The organism is Pantoea sp. LS15 (genome assembly GCF_012241585.1).
GTDB lineage: Bacteria > Pseudomonadota > Gammaproteobacteria > Enterobacterales > Enterobacteriaceae > Enterobacter.
The window spans coordinates 1-16422 of sequence record NZ_JAAVXA010000005.1; the positions used below are offsets into that span (position 1 = coordinate 1).

Consider the following 16422-nt stretch of genomic DNA (forward strand, 5'->3'; position numbering starts at 1 on the left):
TGCACCGTCACCACTGTTCAGATAGTGGAGAACAACTTTCTGCTTGAATTCAGATGAATATTTTTTTCTGCCCATTGAAACGCAAAACCCCTAATCATTGGATGTCCAACTTTCGGGGTTCACTTCACCGGGCGGCCTTTTTTATTTCATCGCGTCTACACTTCATGGCAAAGTACATAAAAGCCTGTGCCATTTTCTCTTTGGTAGCATGGCCTTACGGACATAATGGATATTTGCCTGGAGTTTTATGCCCACCCATCTGATTTGGTTCCGTGCAGATCTGCGCGTACATGACAACACCGCGCTCGCTGCGGCTTGTCGTTCTCAGGATGCCAGCGTATTGGCGCTGTTTATCGCTGCGCCTGGACAGTGGCAGCTGCACGATATGGCACCGCGACACGCGGCTTATCTCAAATCGCATCTGAACGATCTGCAATGTTCGCTTGCCGAAAAAGGCATTCCCCTGATTTATAGAGAGGTGAGTGACTTTGCCGCACAACTTCAGACGGTACAGGAGATCTGTCAGCAGAACGAAGTCACACATCTTTTTTATAACTATCAGTACGAACTGAACGAGCGTCAGCGAGATCGCCAACTGGAGTCAATCCTGAAGGATGTTCAGTGCCAGGGATTTGATGACAGCGTAATACTGGCGCCGGGCAGCGTCATGACCGGCAGTCATGAAATGTACAAAGTGTTTACGCCCTTTAAAAATGCCTTTGTTAAACGCCTTAAAGAGGCACTGCCGGAGTGCGTGGCCGCACCCGCAGCCCGGGGCGACGTGATAGCGGATCTGCCTGAACTGACGTTTAACTATCCTCAGCAGGCGTTCAATGCGCTTCTGTTCCCCGAAAACGAGAAATCTGCCATCGCGAAACTGCGCCAGTTTTGCAAACAGGGCGCGGGCGAATATGACACGCGCAGGGATTTTCCCGCTATTGAAGGAACCAGCCGGTTATCGGCCTGTTTAGCGCTGGGTGTCCTTTCTCCACGCCAGTGTTTGCACCGCCTGCTGGCCGAACAACCTCAGGCGCTGGACGGAGGCGCTGGCTCAGTCTGGCTTAACGAACTTATCTGGCGTGAATTCTATCGCCATTTGATGACGTATCACCCTGATTTATGTAAGCATCGGCCATTCATTCCCTGGACCGATAACGTAAAATGGCAGTATAGCGAGACGCTTTTACAGGCCTGGCAGAAGGGAGAAACAGGCTACCCAATTGTTGATGCCGCGATGCGCCAACTGAATGAAACCGGATGGATGCACAACCGTCTGCGGATGATCACCGCCAGCTTCCTGGTGAAAGATCTGCTTATCGACTGGCGTATCGGGGAGCGCTATTTTATCTCTCAGTTGATCGATGGCGATCTGGCGGCAAACAACGGTGGATGGCAGTGGGCGGCCTCGACCGGCACCGATGCGGCTCCCTATTTCCGGATTTTTAATCCGACCACCCAGGGGCAAAAATTTGATGCTGAAGGCGCATTTATTCGTGCCTGGGTACCTGAACTGAAGGATGTTCCCGCCAAAGCGATTCACGAACCGTGGGTCTGGGCGGATAAACAGCACGTCACGCTGGATTATCCTCGTCCGATTGTCGACCATAAACAGGCGCGCGTCGCCACGCTGGCGGCGTACGAAGCCGCCCGTAAAGCTTAAGAGAGTCATGATGAAAAATAGCGAACTGGAAAGCCTGATTAACGAAAAACTGAACAGTGTCTCCTTCAGCGATTATGGCCCGAATGGGCTCCAGGTTGAAGGACGTGAAACGGTACAGAAAATTATCACCGGTGTGACGGCAAGCCAGGCTCTGCTGGATGAGGCTGTTCGTCAGGACGCAGACGCGGTGATTGTCCATCACGGTTATTTCTGGAAAAACGAATCGCCGATTATTCGCGGAATGAAGCGCAATCGCCTGAAAACGCTGCTGGCAAATGACATCAACCTGTACGGTTACCATTTGCCGCTGGATGCGCATCCGGAACTGGGTAACAACGTCCAGCTGGCACAGCTTCTGGGGATTACTGTCATGGGTGAGATTGAACCTCTGGTACCGTGGGGCGAACTGGCGATGCCGGTTCCAGGTCTGGAGTTGGCCTCCTGGATTGAAGCGCGCCTGGGGCGTCGTCCATTGTGGTGCGGTGATACCGGACCGGATTTGGTTAAACGTGTTGCCTGGTGTACCGGTGGCGGTCAGGGCTTTATCGACAGCGCTGCACGCTTCGGTGTTGATGCGTTTATCACCGGCGAAGTCTCAGAGCAGACGGTTCACTCAGCCCGTGAGCAGGGCCTGCATTTTTACGCGGCAGGCCACCATGCCACTGAGCGCGGTGGCATTCGCGCCCTCAGCGAATGGCTGACGGAAAATACCGAGCTGGATGTGACCTTTATTGATATCCCCAACCCGGCCTGATGAGAGGTGATTAAGTGCAGCGAGCGCGTTGTTATCTTCTGGGGGAAACCGCAGTCGTACTGGAGCTTGAACCCCCGATCACGCTGGCCACACAAAAGCGTATCTGGCGGCTGACGCAGCGTCTGACCGAGATCCCTGAAGTGGTGGAAACCATTCCAGGTATGAATAACATCACCGTGGTACTGCGTAATCCGCATACGCTGGCCCTCGATGCCATCGAACGTTTGCAGTGCTGGTGGGAAGAGAGTGAGGCGCTGGAGCCTGACTCCAGAACGATTGAGATCCCGGTCGTTTATGGTGGTTCGCAGGGGCCCGATCTCTTAGTGGTGGCTGAACACTGCGGCTTAACGGAAAAGCAGGTCGTTGAGCTGCACGCCTCTGTTGATTACGTTGTCTGGTTTTTAGGATTTCAGCCGGGCTTTCCGTACCTGGGAGGACTCTCTCCGAGGCTGCATACGCCGCGTCGCGCCGAGCCTCGCCTGAGTGTGCCAGCAGGTACTGTTGCGATTGGCGGTGAGCAGACCGGTATTTATCCACTGGCCTCACCGGGAGGCTGGCAGCTAATTGGGCGGACATCCACACCGTTATTTGAACCCGGGCAGGAATCGCCGGTTCTCTTGCGTCCTGGCGATACCCTTCGCTTTATTCCGCAGAAGGAGGGGGTATGTTAACGCTTATTCGCGCCGGGCTTTACACCTCCGTTCAGGATGCGGGCCGCTTTGGTTTGCGCCAGTCTGGCGTGAGCTACTGTGGTGCGCTGGACAGGCCTGCACTGGAGATTGCTAACGTGCTGGTGGGCAACCCTGGCAATACGGCTGCGCTCGAAATTACGCTGGGTCAGTGTGTCATTGAGTTTGCTCAGGAGACATGGTTTGCCTTAACCGGAGCGGGGTGTGAGGCCACGCTGGATGGCAAAGCCGTCTGGACGGGCTGGAGACTGCGGGCGAAAGCCGGACAGCGTTTGACGCTTAAACGTCCTCTGCACGGTGTCCGGAGCTATCTTGCGGTCGCGGGCGGTATTGATGTACCTGCGGTCCTGGGGTCTTCCAGTACCGATCAGAAAGCGGGTATCGGTGGGCACGAAGGACGTTTGTTACGCGACGGAGATCGCCTTGCGATTAAACCTTCAGCCCGCCATTTCTCCACGACGCTTGGCGTAAAACAGCTGTTGTGGGGAAATCAAATCCGCGCGTTGCCCGGACCGGAATATCAGGAGTTTGATGAGGTCTCTCAGGAGTCTTTCTGGCGTTCACCGTGGAAAATAAGTCCGCAAAGTAACCGCATGGGCTATCGTCTTCAGGGGCAACCACTGACCCGTACCACCGACCGGGAATTGCTTTCCCACGGTTTATTGCCTGGTGTCATTCAGGTACCGGGTAATGGTCAACCCATCGTCCTGATGAACGATGCGCAGACAACGGGCGGATACCCGCGAATTGCCTGCATTATTGAGGCCGATCGCTACCATCTGGCACAAATTCCCCTCGGGCAGCCGATTCATTTCGTGCAATGCTCACTGGAGGAGGCGCTGAAAGCGCGTCAGGATCAGCAGCGTTATCTGGAACAACTGGCGTGGAGGCTTGATGGCAAAGATTGATTTAAACGCCGATCTGGGCGAGGGCGGCAGCGCCGACGCGGAGCTGATGACACTGGTCTCTTCGGTCAATATTGCCTGCGGTTTTCACGCGGGCGATGCGCAAACCATGCTGGTGAGCGTGCGTCGTGCCATTAAAAATGGCGTGGCGATTGGCGCTCACCCGAGCTTCCCTGACAGGGAAAACTTTGGCCGTACAGCGATGGTGCTCCCACCTGAGACGGTATACGCCCAGACGCTTTACCAGATTGGTGCGCTGGAGGCGATAGTGCGTGCTGAGAAGGGGACGCTGCGCCACGTGAAGCCGCACGGCATGCTCTATAACCAGGCGGCAAAAGATCCGGCTCTGGCAGATGCTATTGCCCGTGCGGTAAGAGACTGCAATCCACAGCTTATTCTGGTGGGACTGGCGGGTAGCGAGCTTATTCGTGCCGGGCAGCGGCTGGGTTTAACCACTCGCCAGGAAGTGTTTGCTGACCGGGGTTATCAGCCTGATGGTAGCCTGGTTCCCCGTTCACAACTTGGGGCGCTTATCACCGACGAAGCGCAGGCGTTAGCGCAGACGCTGGAGATGGTGCGTCTGGGACAGGTCACAGCGGTTGATGGCACTTTAGCACGGGTGCAGGCGGAGACGGTTTGTTTACACGGTGATGGTGAGCATGCGCTGCAGTTTGCGCGCCGTTTGCGTGCAGCGTTTGCAGAGCAGGGGATCCTCGTCAGCGCCTGACAAACACGATAAGGACAGAAAAATAGCAGAAGGCCCGGTAGGCGTTAGCGCCACCGGGCTTGTCTTTTAGCGCTTCAGATCAGACTTAAAATCACGCTGCTCGTAGCCGGTATACAGCTGACGAGGACGGGCGATTTTCATGCCTTCGCTGTGCATTTCGTTCCAGTGCGCAATCCAGCCTACGGTACGTGCCATAGCGAAGATCACGGTGAACATGGAAGACGGAATACCCATCGCTTTCAGGATGATACCGGAGTAGAAATCGACGTTCGGGTAGAGTTTCTTCTCGATGAAGTACGGGTCGTTCAGCGCGATGTGTTCCAGCTCCATCGCCACTTCCAGCAGATCATCTTTGGTGCCCAGCTCTTTCAGCACTTCGTGGCAGGTCTCACGCATTACAGTTGCGCGTGGGTCGTAGTTTTTGTAAACACGGTGACCAAAGCCCATCAGGCGGAAGGAGTCATTCTTGTCTTTCGCGCGACGCACGAATTCAGGAATGTGTTCAACAGAGCTGATTTCTTCCAGCATCTTCAGTGCCGCTTCATTCGCGCCGCCGTGTGCCGGTCCCCACAGGGAGGCAATGCCCGCAGCGATACAGGCGAACGGGTTCGCGCCTGAAGAGCCTGCGGTACGTACGGTGGAGGTAGAGGCGTTCTGTTCGTGGTCAGCGTGCAGGATCAGAATACGGTCCATTGCGCGTTCCAGAACCGGGTTCACTTCGTATTCTTCGCATGGTGTGGAGAACATCATGCGCAGGAAGTTACCGGCGTAGGAGAGGTCGTTACGTGGATACACAAACGGCTGACCGATGGAGTATTTGTAGCACATCGCTGCCATAGTTGGCATTTTGGACAGCAGGCGGAACGCCGCGATATCACGGTGGCGTGGGTTATTCACGTCCAGAGAATCGTGGTAGAACGCCGCCAGCGCACCGGTAATCCCGCACATCACCGCCATCGGGTGAGAGTCACGACGGAAAGCATGGAACAGACGAGTAATCTGCTCATGGATCATGGTGTGACGGGTCACGGTGGTTTTGAATTCATCGTATTGTGCCTGCGTCGGTTTTTCGCCGTTCAGCAGGATGTAGCACACTTCCAGGTAGTTGGATTTAGTGGCTAATTGATCGATGGGGAAGCCGCGATGGAGCAGGATACCTTCGTCACCGTCAATGTAGGTGATTTTGGATTCGCAAGATGCGGTAGAGGTAAATCCAGGGTCAAAGGTGAAAACTCCTTTAGAACCCAGCGTACGGATATCAATAACATCCTGACCGAGCGTGCCTTTTAGCACATCCAGTTCAATAGCAGTGTCACCATTTAGGGTGAGCGTTGCCTTTGTATCAGCCATTTACGGTCTCCTTAGCGCCTTATGCTTAAGACTGCGCTTTACCGGATTTGCTTTCAGCTGTTAATCACCGTTACCAGATTGTTATTTGGCTTACCGCTCAGCTCACGAGGACAAACCAGGGTACAGAGCTATGGCGCCTTGCAGGTAAACGAATGAAATACCAGTGAAACAACAGCAAATCAGCGTTTTTGCAGTCCGAATTATTCAAACCTGTATATCACTAATAACTGTCCTGATAACTTCGGTCAATACCATCACACTGTTACATAACTATTTGTCAGGTGAAAGAGAGACCTCATAACTTTTGCGCATTATATGCCTTTTCTGATGACGTTTGTAACAATATTGTTTAACATTTGTCAAATCAGATGATTAAAATTTAAAAAGATGTTGTTATCGTGACCCTGATCACTGTTCCAGAGAAAACCCGACAAACTGTATGTAGGTTAATTGTAATGATTTTGTGAACGGCCTATACTGCCGCCAGGTCTCCGGAACACCCTGCAATCCCGAGCCACCCAGCGTTGTAACGTGTCGTTTAAGCATCTGGAAGCAATGTTTTGCATGACGCGCAGTTATAGAAAAGGAACGCTGCTTGACCCGCATCGCAGTCCGGAGGAAGGAAACAATAAGAACAGCATGTGGGCGTTATTCATGATAAGAAATGTGAAAAAACAAAGACCTGTCAATCTGGATCTCAAAACGATCCGGTTCCCTGTAACAGCAATAGCGTCCATTTTGCACCGTGTTTCTGGTGTGATTACGTTTGTGGCGGTCGGTATTCTGCTGTGGCTACTGGGCACCAGCCTCTCTTCCCCTGAAGGATTCCTCCAGGCCTCTGCCATCATGAACAGTTTCTTCGTGAAATTTATCATGTGGGGCATTCTGACCGCGCTGGCGTACCACGTTGTGGTGGGTGTTCGCCATATGCTGATGGACTTTGGCTATCTGGAAGAAACGTTCGAAGCCGGGAAACGCTCCGCTAACATTTCATTTGTGATTACAGTCGTGCTCTCACTTCTCGCAGGAGTTCTCGTATGGTAAGCAACGCCTCCGCATTAGGACGCAACGGCGTACATGACTTCATTCTGGTCCGTGCTACCGCCATCGTTCTCACCCTTTACATCATCTATATGATCGGTTTCTTCGCGACCAGCGGCACGCTGACGTGGGAAATCTGGAGTGGGTTCTTCGGATCTGCCTTCACCAAAGTGTTCACCCTGCTGGCGCTGTTCTCCATCCTTATTCATGCCTGGATTGGCATGTGGCAGGTGTTGACCGATTACGTTAAACCACTGGCTATTCGCCTTCCTCTGCAGCTGGCAATCGTCGTTGCTCTGGTGGTTTACGTTATTTATGGATTCGTTGTGGTGTGGGGTGTGTAATGAAACTGCCAGTCAGAGAATTTGATGCTGTCGTGATTGGTGCGGGTGGCGCAGGTATGCGTGCCGCACTGCAAATTTCCCAGAGCGGCCAGAGCTGTGCGCTGCTCTCTAAAGTATTCCCAACCCGTTCCCACACTGTGTCTGCGCAGGGCGGTATCACCGTTGCGCTGGGTAACTCCCATGAAGATAACTGGGAATGGCACATGTATGACACGGTAAAAGGTTCCGACTACATCGGCGACCAGGATGCCATCGAATATATGTGTAAGACGGGCCCGGAAGCGATTCTGGAGCTGGATCACATGGGCCTGCCATTCTCCCGTCTGGAAAATGGCACCATCTATCAGCGTCCTTTTGGCGGCCAGTCGAAAAACTTCGGCGGCGAGCAGGCGGCACGTACTGCGGCAGCGGCTGACCGTACCGGTCACGCACTGCTGCACACCCTGTATCAGCAGAACCTGAAAAACCACACCACCATCTTCTCTGAGTGGTATGCGCTGGATCTGGTGAAAAACGCCGATGGCGCAGTGGTGGGTTGTACCGCGCTGTGCATCGAAACCGGTGAAGTGGTCTACTTCAAAGCACGTGCAACCGTGCTGGCTACCGGTGGTGCAGGCCGTATCTATCAGTCCACCACTAACGCCCACATCAACACAGGTGACGGCGTCGGTATGGCTATCCGCGCTGGCGTGCCGGTGCAGGATATGGAGATGTGGCAGTTCCACCCAACCGGTATCGCCGGTGCGGGCGTTCTGGTAACAGAAGGCTGCCGTGGTGAAGGTGGTTATCTGCTGAATAAACATGGCGAGCGCTTCATGGAGCGTTATGCCCCGAATGCGAAAGACCTGGCGGGTCGTGACGTGGTGGCGCGCTCCATCATGATCGAAATCCGTGAAGGCCGCGGCTGTGACGGTCCATGGGGTCCACACGCCAAGCTGAAACTCGACCATCTGGGTAAAGAAGTACTGGAGTCCCGTCTGCCAGGCATCCTGGAACTGTCCCGTACCTTCGCTCACGTTGACCCTGTAAAAGAGCCAATCCCGGTAATCCCAACCTGTCACTATATGATGGGCGGTATTCCGACCAAAGTGACCGGTCAGGCGCTGACCGTGAACGAGCAGGGCGAAGATGTGGTTATCCCGGGCCTGTTCGCGGTAGGCGAAATCGCCTGCGTCTCCGTACACGGTGCCAACCGTCTGGGCGGTAACTCTCTGCTGGACCTGGTGGTATTTGGTCGTGCGGTGGGCCTGCATCTGCAAGAGTCGATTGCAGAACAGGGCGACCTGCTTGACGCGACCGACGCTGAAATTGATGCTTCTCTTGAACGCCTCAACCGCTGGAACGGTAACCGTAACGGCGAAGATCCGGTGGAAATCCGTAAGGCTCTTCAGGAATGTATGCAGCACAACTTCTCGGTATTCCGTGAAGGTGACGCGATGGCCAAAGGTCTTGAACAGCTGAAAGCGATCCGCGAGCGTCTGAAAAATGCCCGTCTGGACGACACTTCCAACGAGTTCAACACCCAGCGCGTTGAGTGCCTGGAGCTGGATAACCTGATGGAAACCGCATTTGCCACCGCGATGTCGGCAAACTTCCGTACCGAAAGCCGTGGCGCGCATAGCCGCTTCGACTTCCCGGAGCGTGACGATGAAAACTGGCTGTGCCATTCCCTGTATCTGCCAGAGTCGGAAACCATGACGCGCCGTCAGGTGAACATGGAACCGAAACTGCGTCCGGCGTTCCCGCCGAAGATTCGTACTTACTAATGCGGAGACAGGACAATGAAACTCGAATTCTCAGTTTATCGTTATAACCCGGACGTAGACGATGCTCCGCGTATGCAGGATTACACCCTGGAAGCGGAAGAAGGTCGTGACATGATGCTGCTGGATGCCTTAATCCAGCTGAAAGAAAAAGATCCGACGCTGTCGTTTCGTCGTTCCTGCCGTGAAGGGGTGTGTGGCTCTGACGGCGTGAACATGAACGGCAAAAATGGTCTGGCCTGCATTACGCCAATTTCCGCGTTGCAGCGCCCGGGTCAAAAAATTGTTATCCGTCCTCTGCCAGGCCTGCCGGTTGTGCGTGATTTGGTGGTGGACATGGGGCAATTCTATGCACAATATGAGAAGATTAAGCCTTACTTGTTGAATAATGGGCAAAATCCACCCGCTCGCGAGCACTTACAGTCTCCTGAGCAGCGTGAAAAACTCGATGGGTTGTACGAGTGTATTCTCTGTGCATGTTGTTCGACGTCCTGCCCATCGTTCTGGTGGAACCCGGATAAGTTTATCGGCCCGGCCGGTCTGCTGGCTGCCTATCGCTTCCTGATCGATAGCCGCGACACCGAAACCGATAGTCGTCTGGAAGGACTGAGTGACGCTTTCAGCGTATTCCGCTGCCATAGCATCATGAACTGCGTCAGTGTGTGTCCGAAGGGGCTGAACCCGACACGCGCCATCGGCCATATTAAGTCGATGTTGTTGCAGCGCAGTGCATAAGTAGTGAGAGGGGAGCGCTGTTCCCCTCACCCTGACCCTCTCCCTGTGGGAGAGGGGACAGATTGCAGAAACCTTTAAAAACTGCCCTGTACTACCCTGAAGTCCAGACAGTTTCTAAAGGTTCCTTCGCGGGCCAAATGAAAAGAGCTCGCAGGTGAACCCCGGCACGTACACGTGGTGTGCGTGGTAGTTTCTACGGCGAAAGTAAGCATAAAAATGCTTAAGGGATCACGATGCAGAACGGCGCAATGAAAGCCTGGCTGGACTCTTCTTACCTCTCTGGTGCCAACCAGAGCTGGATAGAACAGCTCTATGAAGACTTCTTAACCGATCCTGACTCAGTGGACGCAAACTGGCGTTCCATGTTCCAGCAGTTACCTGGCACGGGAGTCAAACCGGATCAATTCCATTCCAAAACACGTGATTATTTCCGTCGTCTGGCGAAGGATGCCTCACGTTACTCTTCTGCGATTTCCGACCCTGACACCAATGCGAAGCAGGTTAAAGTCCTGCAGCTTATCAACGCTTATCGCTTCCGTGGTCACCAGCATGCGAATCTCGATCCGCTGGGACTGTGGCAGCAAGACCGTGTGGCCGATCTCGATCCGGCGTATCACGATCTGACCGAGGCCGATTTCCAGGAAAGCTTTAACGTAGGTTCCTTTGCCATCGGCAAAGACACGATGAAGCTGGGCGATCTGATTGACGCGCTCAAGCAAACCTACTGCGGCTCCATCGGCGCGGAATACATGCACATTACCTCTACCGAAGAGAAACGCTGGATCCAGCAGCGTATCGAATCCGTAGCGGGCCACGCGACCTTCTCGGCTGACGAGAAAAAACGCTTCCTTAACGAACTGACCGCTGCCGAAGGTCTTGAGCGCTATCTGGGCGCGAAATTCCCGGGCGCAAAACGCTTCTCGCTGGAAGGCGGTGATGCGCTGGTGCCGATGCTGAAAGAGCTGATTCGTCACGCAGGCAAGAGCGGCACCCGTGAAGTGGTACTGGGTATGGCGCACCGTGGTCGTCTGAACGTACTGGTCAACGTGCTGGGTAAAAAACCGCAGGACCTGTTCGACGAATTCGCGGGCAAACATAAAGAACATCTCGGCACTGGCGACGTGAAGTACCACATGGGCTTCTCGTCTGATATCGAAACCGAGGGCGGTCTGGTTCACCTGGCGCTGGCGTTTAACCCGTCACACCTGGAGATCGTCAGCCCGGTGGTTATCGGTTCCGTGCGTGCGCGTCTGGATCGTCTGGACGAGCCGAGCAGCAATAAAGTACTGCCAATCACCATCCACGGTGATGCGGCGGTAACAGGGCAGGGCGTGGTTCAGGAAACCCTGAATATGTCCAAAGCGCGTGGTTACGAAGTGGGCGGTACCGTTCGCATCGTGATCAACAACCAGGTGGGCTTCACCACCTCTAACCCGCTGGATGCACGTTCTACCCCGTACTGCACCGACATCGGTAAAATGGTACAGGCGCCGATCTTCCACGTTAACGCGGATGACCCGGAAGCTGTTGCTTTCGTTACCCGTCTGGCGCTGGACTTCCGTAACACCTTCAAGCGCGATGTGTTCATTGACCTGTTCTGCTACCGTCGTCACGGCCACAACGAAGCGGATGAGCCAAGTGCAACCCAGCCGCTGATGTACCAGAAAATCAAAAAACACCCGACCCCGCGCAAAATCTACGCTGACAAGCTGGAAGCTGACAAAGTGTCCACGCTGGAAGATGCAACCGAAATGGTTAATCTCTACCGCGACGCGCTGGATGCGGGTGAATGCGTGGTGAAAGAGCTGCGCCCAATGAACATGCACTCCTTTACCTGGTCGCCGTACCTCAACCACGAGTGGGATGAGAGCTACCCGAACAAGGTCGAGATGAAGCGCCTGCAGGAGCTGGCTAAACGCATCAGCACCGTACCAGACGCTATCGAGATGCAGTCTCGTGTGCAGAAAATCTACGCTGACCGTCAGTCCATGGCGGCAGGTGAGAAACTGTTCGACTGGGGCGGCGCGGAAACCCTGGCTTACGCAACCCTGGTTGACGAAGGCATTCCTGTTCGTCTGTCCGGTGAAGATGCGGGCCGTGGTACCTTCTTCCACCGTCACGCGGTTGTTCACAACCAATCCAACGGTTCAACCTACACCCCGCTGCAGCACGTGCACAACGGTCAGGGCCAGTTCAAGGTCTGGGACTCCGTGCTGTCTGAAGAAGCGGTGCTGGCATTCGAATACGGTTACGCCACCGCAGAACCTCGCACCCTGACCATCTGGGAAGCGCAGTTCGGTGACTTCGCCAACGGTGCGCAGGTTGTTATCGACCAGTTCATCTCTTCTGGTGAGCAGAAATGGGGCCGTATGTGTGGCCTGGTGATGCTGCTGCCGCACGGTTATGAAGGCCAGGGTCCGGAGCACTCCTCCGCGCGTCTGGAGCGTTATCTGCAACTCTGCGCTGAGCAGAATATGCAGGTCTGCGTACCGTCTACTCCGGCTCAGGTTTACCACATGCTGCGTCGTCAGGCGCTGCGCGGTATGCGCCGCCCACTGGTGGTCATGTCGCCGAAATCGCTGCTGCGTCATCCGCTGGCCGTGTCCAGCCTGGACGAACTGGCGAATGGCACCTTCCTGCCAGCCATCGGTGAGATTGATGAACTGGATCCGCAGGCTGTGAAGCGTGTGGTGATGTGTTCTGGTAAGGTTTATTACGACCTGCTGGAACAGCGCCGTAAGAACGATCAGAAAGATGTCGCCATCGTGCGTATCGAACAGCTTTATCCGTTCCCGCACCAGGCGGTGCAGGAAGCGCTGAAACCGTACGCTCACGTTCATGATTTTGTCTGGTGCCAGGAAGAGCCGCTCAACCAGGGCGCATGGTACTGCAGCCAGCATCATTTCCGTGAAGTGATTCCATTTGGGTCAGCCCTGCGCTATGCAGGTCGCCCGGCCTCCGCCTCACCGGCGGTAGGGTATATGTCCGTTCACCAGAAGCAGCAACAAGATCTGGTCAATGACGCGCTGAACGTCGATTAATTAAAGGATACATAATGAGTAGCGTAGATATTCTTGTTCCCGACCTGCCTGAATCTGTAGCTGATGCGACCGTCGCTACCTGGCACAAAAAACCAGGCGATGCCGTTAAGCGCGATGAAGTGCTGGTAGAAATCGAAACTGACAAAGTGGTACTGGAAGTACCGGCTTCGGCGGATGGTGTTCTGGATGCAGTGCTGGAAGATGAAGGCACGACCGTAACCTCTCGTCAGATCCTGGGTCGTCTGCGCGAAGGCAACAGCGCGGGCAAAGAGTCCAGCGCGAAATCTGAAGAGAAAGCCTCTACGCCGGCTCAACGCCAGCAGGCTTCTCTGGAAGAGCAGACCAATGACGCACTCAGCCCGGCGATCCGTCGCCTGCTGGCAGAGCACAACCTGGACGCGGCTGCTATTAAAGGCACCGGTGTGGGTGGTCGTCTGACGCGTGAAGATATCGAGAAGCACCTGGCGAAAGCGCCTGCGAAAGCAGAAGCAAAAGCCCCTGCGGCAGCGCCAGCAGCACAGCCTGCTCTGGGTGCCCGTAGCGAAAAACGTGTGCCAATGACTCGCCTGCGTAAGCGTGTGGCTGAGCGTCTGCTGGAAGCGAAAAACTCCACCGCGATGCTGACCACCTTCAACGAAGTGAACATGAAGCCAATCATGGACCTGCGTAAGCAGTACGGTGACGCGTTTGAAAAACGTCACGGTATCCGTCTGGGCTTTATGTCCTTCTACGTGAAAGCGGTGGTTGAAGCGCTGAAACGCTACCCGGAAGTGAACGCGTCCATCGACGGTGATGACGTGGTTTACCACAACTACTTCGACGTCAGCATGGCGGTTTCTACTCCGCGCGGCCTGGTGACCCCGGTTCTGCGTGATGTGGATACCCTGGGTATGGCTGATATCGAGAAAAATATTAAAGAGCTGGCTGTGAAAGGCCGCGACGGCAAGCTGACCGTAGATGATCTGACCGGCGGTAACTTCACCATTACCAACGGCGGCGTATTCGGTTCGCTGATGTCTACCCCAATCATTAACCCGCCGCAGAGCGCGATCCTGGGTATGCATGCCATCAAAGATCGTCCTATGGCGGTAGACGGTAAAGTTGAGATCCTGCCGATGATGTACCTGGCACTTTCTTACGATCACCGTCTGATCGATGGCCGCGAGTCCGTGGGCTTCCTGGTGGCGATTAAAGAGCTGCTGGAAGATCCAACGCGTCTGCTGCTCGACGTCTAGTTTGCAGTCTTGCCCGGCGGCATATGGCTGCCGGGCCTATAAAAGCACGACCTAACGATTACCTGAAGGATGGATAGAACACATGAACTTACATGAATATCAGGCCAAACAGCTGTTTGCCCGGTATGGCTTACCGGCTCCGGTGGGTTATGCCTGTACTACCCCGCGTGAAGCAGAAGAAGCCGCATCTAAAATCGGTTCCGGCCCTTGGGTAGTTAAGTGTCAGGTTCACGCTGGTGGCCGTGGTAAAGCGGGCGGTGTGAAGGTTGTTAAGAGCAAAGAAGAGATTCGTGCGTTTGCTGAACATTGGCTCGGCAAGCGTCTGGTTACGTACCAGACAGATGCGAACGGCCAGCCGGTTAACCAGATCCTGGTAGAAGCCGCGACCGACATCGCGAAAGAACTGTACCTGGGTGCGGTCGTTGACCGTAGCTCCCGTCGCGTGGTGTTCATGGCGTCTACCGAAGGCGGCGTGGAAATCGAAAAAGTGGCAGAAGAAACCCCTCATCTGATCCACAAAGTGGCAATCGATCCGCTGGCAGGCCCAATGCCTTACCAGGGTCGTGAGCTGGCGTTCAAACTGGGTCTGGAAGGTAAACTGGTTCAACAGTTCACCAAGATCTTCATGGGTCTGGCGACCATCTTCCTGGAGCGCGACCTGGCGCTGATCGAGATCAACCCGCTGGTGATCACCACCCAGGGTGACCTGATCTGCCTCGACGGTAAACTGGGCGCTGACGGCAACGCACTGTTCCGCCAGCCGGATCTGCGCGAAATGCGTGACCAGTCTCAGGAAGACCCGCGTGAAGCGCAGGCTGCACAGTGGGAACTGAACTACGTGGCACTGGATGGCAACATCGGCTGCATGGTTAACGGTGCGGGCCTGGCAATGGGCACCATGGACATCGTTAAGCTGCATGGCGGTGAGCCAGCAAACTTCCTCGACGTAGGCGGTGGCGCCACCAAAGAGCGCGTAACCGAAGCATTCAAAATCATCCTGTCTGACGACAACGTGAAAGCCGTTCTGGTTAACATCTTCGGCGGTATCGTGCGTTGTGACCTGATCGCCGACGGTATCATCGGTGCAGTTGAAGAAGTGGGTGTTAACGTTCCGGTTGTTGTGCGTCTGGAAGGTAACAACGCTGAACTCGGCGCGAAAAAACTGGCTGACAGCGGCCTGAATATTATTGCAGCGAAAAGTCTGACGGATGCAGCTCAGCAGGTTGTTGCCGCAGTGGAGGGGAAATAATGTCCGTTTTAATTAATAAAGATACCAAGGTTATCTGCCAGGGCTTCACCGGTAGCCAGGGGACTTTCCACTCCGAACAGGCGATTGCCTACGGTACGCAGATGGTTGGCGGCGTAACGCCAGGTAAAGGCGGCACCACACATCTGGGTCTGCCAGTCTTTAACACCGTGCGTGAAGCGGTAGAAGCGACGGGCGCAACCGCGACCGTGATCTACGTTCCGGCACCGTTCTGCAAAGATTCCATCCTGGAAGCGATCGACGCAGGCATCAAACTGATTATCACCATCACCGAAGGTATCCCGACGCTGGATATGCTGACCGTGAAGGTGAAGCTGGATGAAGCTGGCGTGCGTATGATCGGCCCGAACTGCCCGGGCGTTATCACCCCAGGCGAATGCAAAATCGGCATCATGCCAGGTCACATTCACAAGCCGGGCAAAGTGGGTATCGTTTCCCGTTCCGGTACGCTGACCTATGAAGCGGTCAAACAGACCACCGATTACGGCTTCGGCCAGTCCACCTGTGTGGGCATCGGCGGTGACCCGATCCCGGGTTCTAACTTCATCGACATCCTGAAGCTGTTCCAGGAAGATCCACAGACCGAAGCGATCGTGATGATCGGTGAGATCGGTGGTAGCGCTGAAGAAGAAGCGGCTGCTTACATCAAAGAACACGTAACCAAGCCGGTTGTCGGTTATATCGCGGGTGTGACTGCGCCGAAAGGTAAGCGTATGGGTCACGCAGGCGCGATTATCGCGGGCGGTAAAGGTACGGCTGATGAGAAATTCGCAGCGCTGGAAGCCGCAGGCGTGAAAACTGTTCGCAGCCTGGCGGATATCGGCGAAGCACTGAAATCCATCATTAAGTAAGTCCTCTCTGCTCCCCGAAAGGGGGGCGTTGAAGTATAAAAATGTCCGTTTCGACATGGT

Annotated in this window: 14 protein-coding genes; 13 read left to right on the plus strand and 1 reads right to left on the minus strand. The window is 54.8% G+C overall.

Features of this window, described 5'->3' with window-relative positions; genetic code table 11:
- Nucleotides 1–247: 247 nt before the first annotated feature.
- The 5 genes from phrB to pxpA are packed head-to-tail and all read left to right on the plus strand — an operon-like array spanning nt 248 to nt 4735.
- A complete protein-coding gene (gene phrB, locus HED65_RS09455) occupies nt 248–1660 on the plus strand; it encodes a deoxyribodipyrimidine photo-lyase (RefSeq protein ID WP_114978382.1) in 1413 nt (470 codons plus the stop codon).
- A 10-nt stretch (nt 1661–1670) separates the two neighbouring features.
- Complete coding sequence (locus tag HED65_RS09460; RefSeq protein WP_114978383.1) at nt 1671–2414, plus strand: type 2 GTP cyclohydrolase I; 744 nt, start codon at nt 1671–1673, stop codon at nt 2412–2414.
- Between the two features lie 14 nt (nt 2415–2428).
- Complete coding sequence (gene pxpB, locus HED65_RS09465; RefSeq protein WP_114978384.1) at nt 2429–3085, plus strand: 5-oxoprolinase subunit PxpB; 657 nt, start codon at nt 2429–2431, stop codon at nt 3083–3085.
- Nucleotides 3079–4011, plus strand: a complete 933-nt coding sequence (pxpC, locus tag HED65_RS09470; RefSeq protein ID WP_114978385.1) for a 5-oxoprolinase subunit PxpC — start codon at nt 3079–3081, stop codon at nt 4009–4011. The genes pxpB and pxpC overlap by 7 nt, the downstream gene beginning before the upstream one ends.
- Nucleotides 3998–4735: a 5-oxoprolinase subunit PxpA gene (gene pxpA, locus HED65_RS09475; protein ID WP_114978386.1), complete on the plus strand. Its 738-nt coding sequence runs from the start codon at nt 3998–4000 to the stop codon at nt 4733–4735. Before pxpC ends, pxpA begins: the two co-directional genes overlap by 14 nt.
- A 66-nt stretch (nt 4736–4801) precedes the next feature.
- Here pxpA and HED65_RS09480 read toward each other — a convergent pair whose 3' ends face one another.
- Nucleotides 4802–6085 (minus strand): citrate synthase, encoded by a 1284-nt coding sequence (locus HED65_RS09480; RefSeq protein ID WP_114978387.1) that lies wholly within the window; start codon nt 6083–6085, stop codon nt 4802–4804.
- Between the two features lie 639 nt (nt 6086–6724).
- Here HED65_RS09480 and sdhC point away from each other — a divergent pair.
- From sdhC to sucD, 8 genes are all read left to right on the plus strand, one after another.
- Nucleotides 6725–7129 carry a succinate dehydrogenase cytochrome b556 subunit gene (gene sdhC / locus HED65_RS09485; RefSeq protein ID WP_020684965.1) on the plus strand — a complete coding sequence of 135 codons (405 nt, stop codon included), beginning with the start codon at nt 6725–6727 and terminating at the stop codon, nt 7127–7129.
- Nucleotides 7123–7470, plus strand: a complete 348-nt coding sequence (gene sdhD / locus HED65_RS09490) for a succinate dehydrogenase membrane anchor subunit (protein WP_008501088.1) — start codon at nt 7123–7125, stop codon at nt 7468–7470. The genes sdhC and sdhD overlap by 7 nt, the downstream gene beginning before the upstream one ends.
- Complete coding sequence (gene sdhA / locus HED65_RS09495; RefSeq protein WP_114978388.1) at nt 7470–9236, plus strand: succinate dehydrogenase flavoprotein subunit; 1767 nt, start codon at nt 7470–7472, stop codon at nt 9234–9236. Before sdhD ends, sdhA begins: the two co-directional genes overlap by 1 nt.
- Nucleotides 9237–9251: 15 nt before the next feature.
- Nucleotides 9252–9968 (plus strand): succinate dehydrogenase iron-sulfur subunit SdhB, encoded by a 717-nt coding sequence (gene sdhB / locus HED65_RS09500; protein ID WP_008501090.1) that lies wholly within the window; start codon nt 9252–9254, stop codon nt 9966–9968.
- Nucleotides 9969–10201: 233 nt separating this feature from the next.
- Nucleotides 10202–13009: a 2-oxoglutarate dehydrogenase E1 component gene (gene sucA, locus HED65_RS09505; protein ID WP_114978389.1), complete on the plus strand. Its 2808-nt coding sequence runs from the start codon at nt 10202–10204 to the stop codon at nt 13007–13009.
- A 14-nt stretch (nt 13010–13023) separates the two neighbouring features.
- Nucleotides 13024–14244: a 2-oxoglutarate dehydrogenase complex dihydrolipoyllysine-residue succinyltransferase gene (gene odhB, locus HED65_RS09510; RefSeq protein ID WP_028019435.1), complete on the plus strand. Its 1221-nt coding sequence runs from the start codon at nt 13024–13026 to the stop codon at nt 14242–14244.
- An 82-nt stretch (nt 14245–14326) separates the two neighbouring features.
- A complete protein-coding gene (gene sucC, locus HED65_RS09515) occupies nt 14327–15493 on the plus strand; it encodes an ADP-forming succinate--CoA ligase subunit beta (RefSeq protein WP_006809579.1) in 1167 nt (388 codons plus the stop codon).
- Nucleotides 15493–16362, plus strand: a complete 870-nt coding sequence (gene sucD / locus HED65_RS09520) for a succinate--CoA ligase subunit alpha (RefSeq protein WP_008501094.1) — start codon at nt 15493–15495, stop codon at nt 16360–16362. Before sucC ends, sucD begins: the two co-directional genes overlap by 1 nt.
- The last annotated feature ends 60 nt before the right edge of the window (nt 16363–16422 follow it).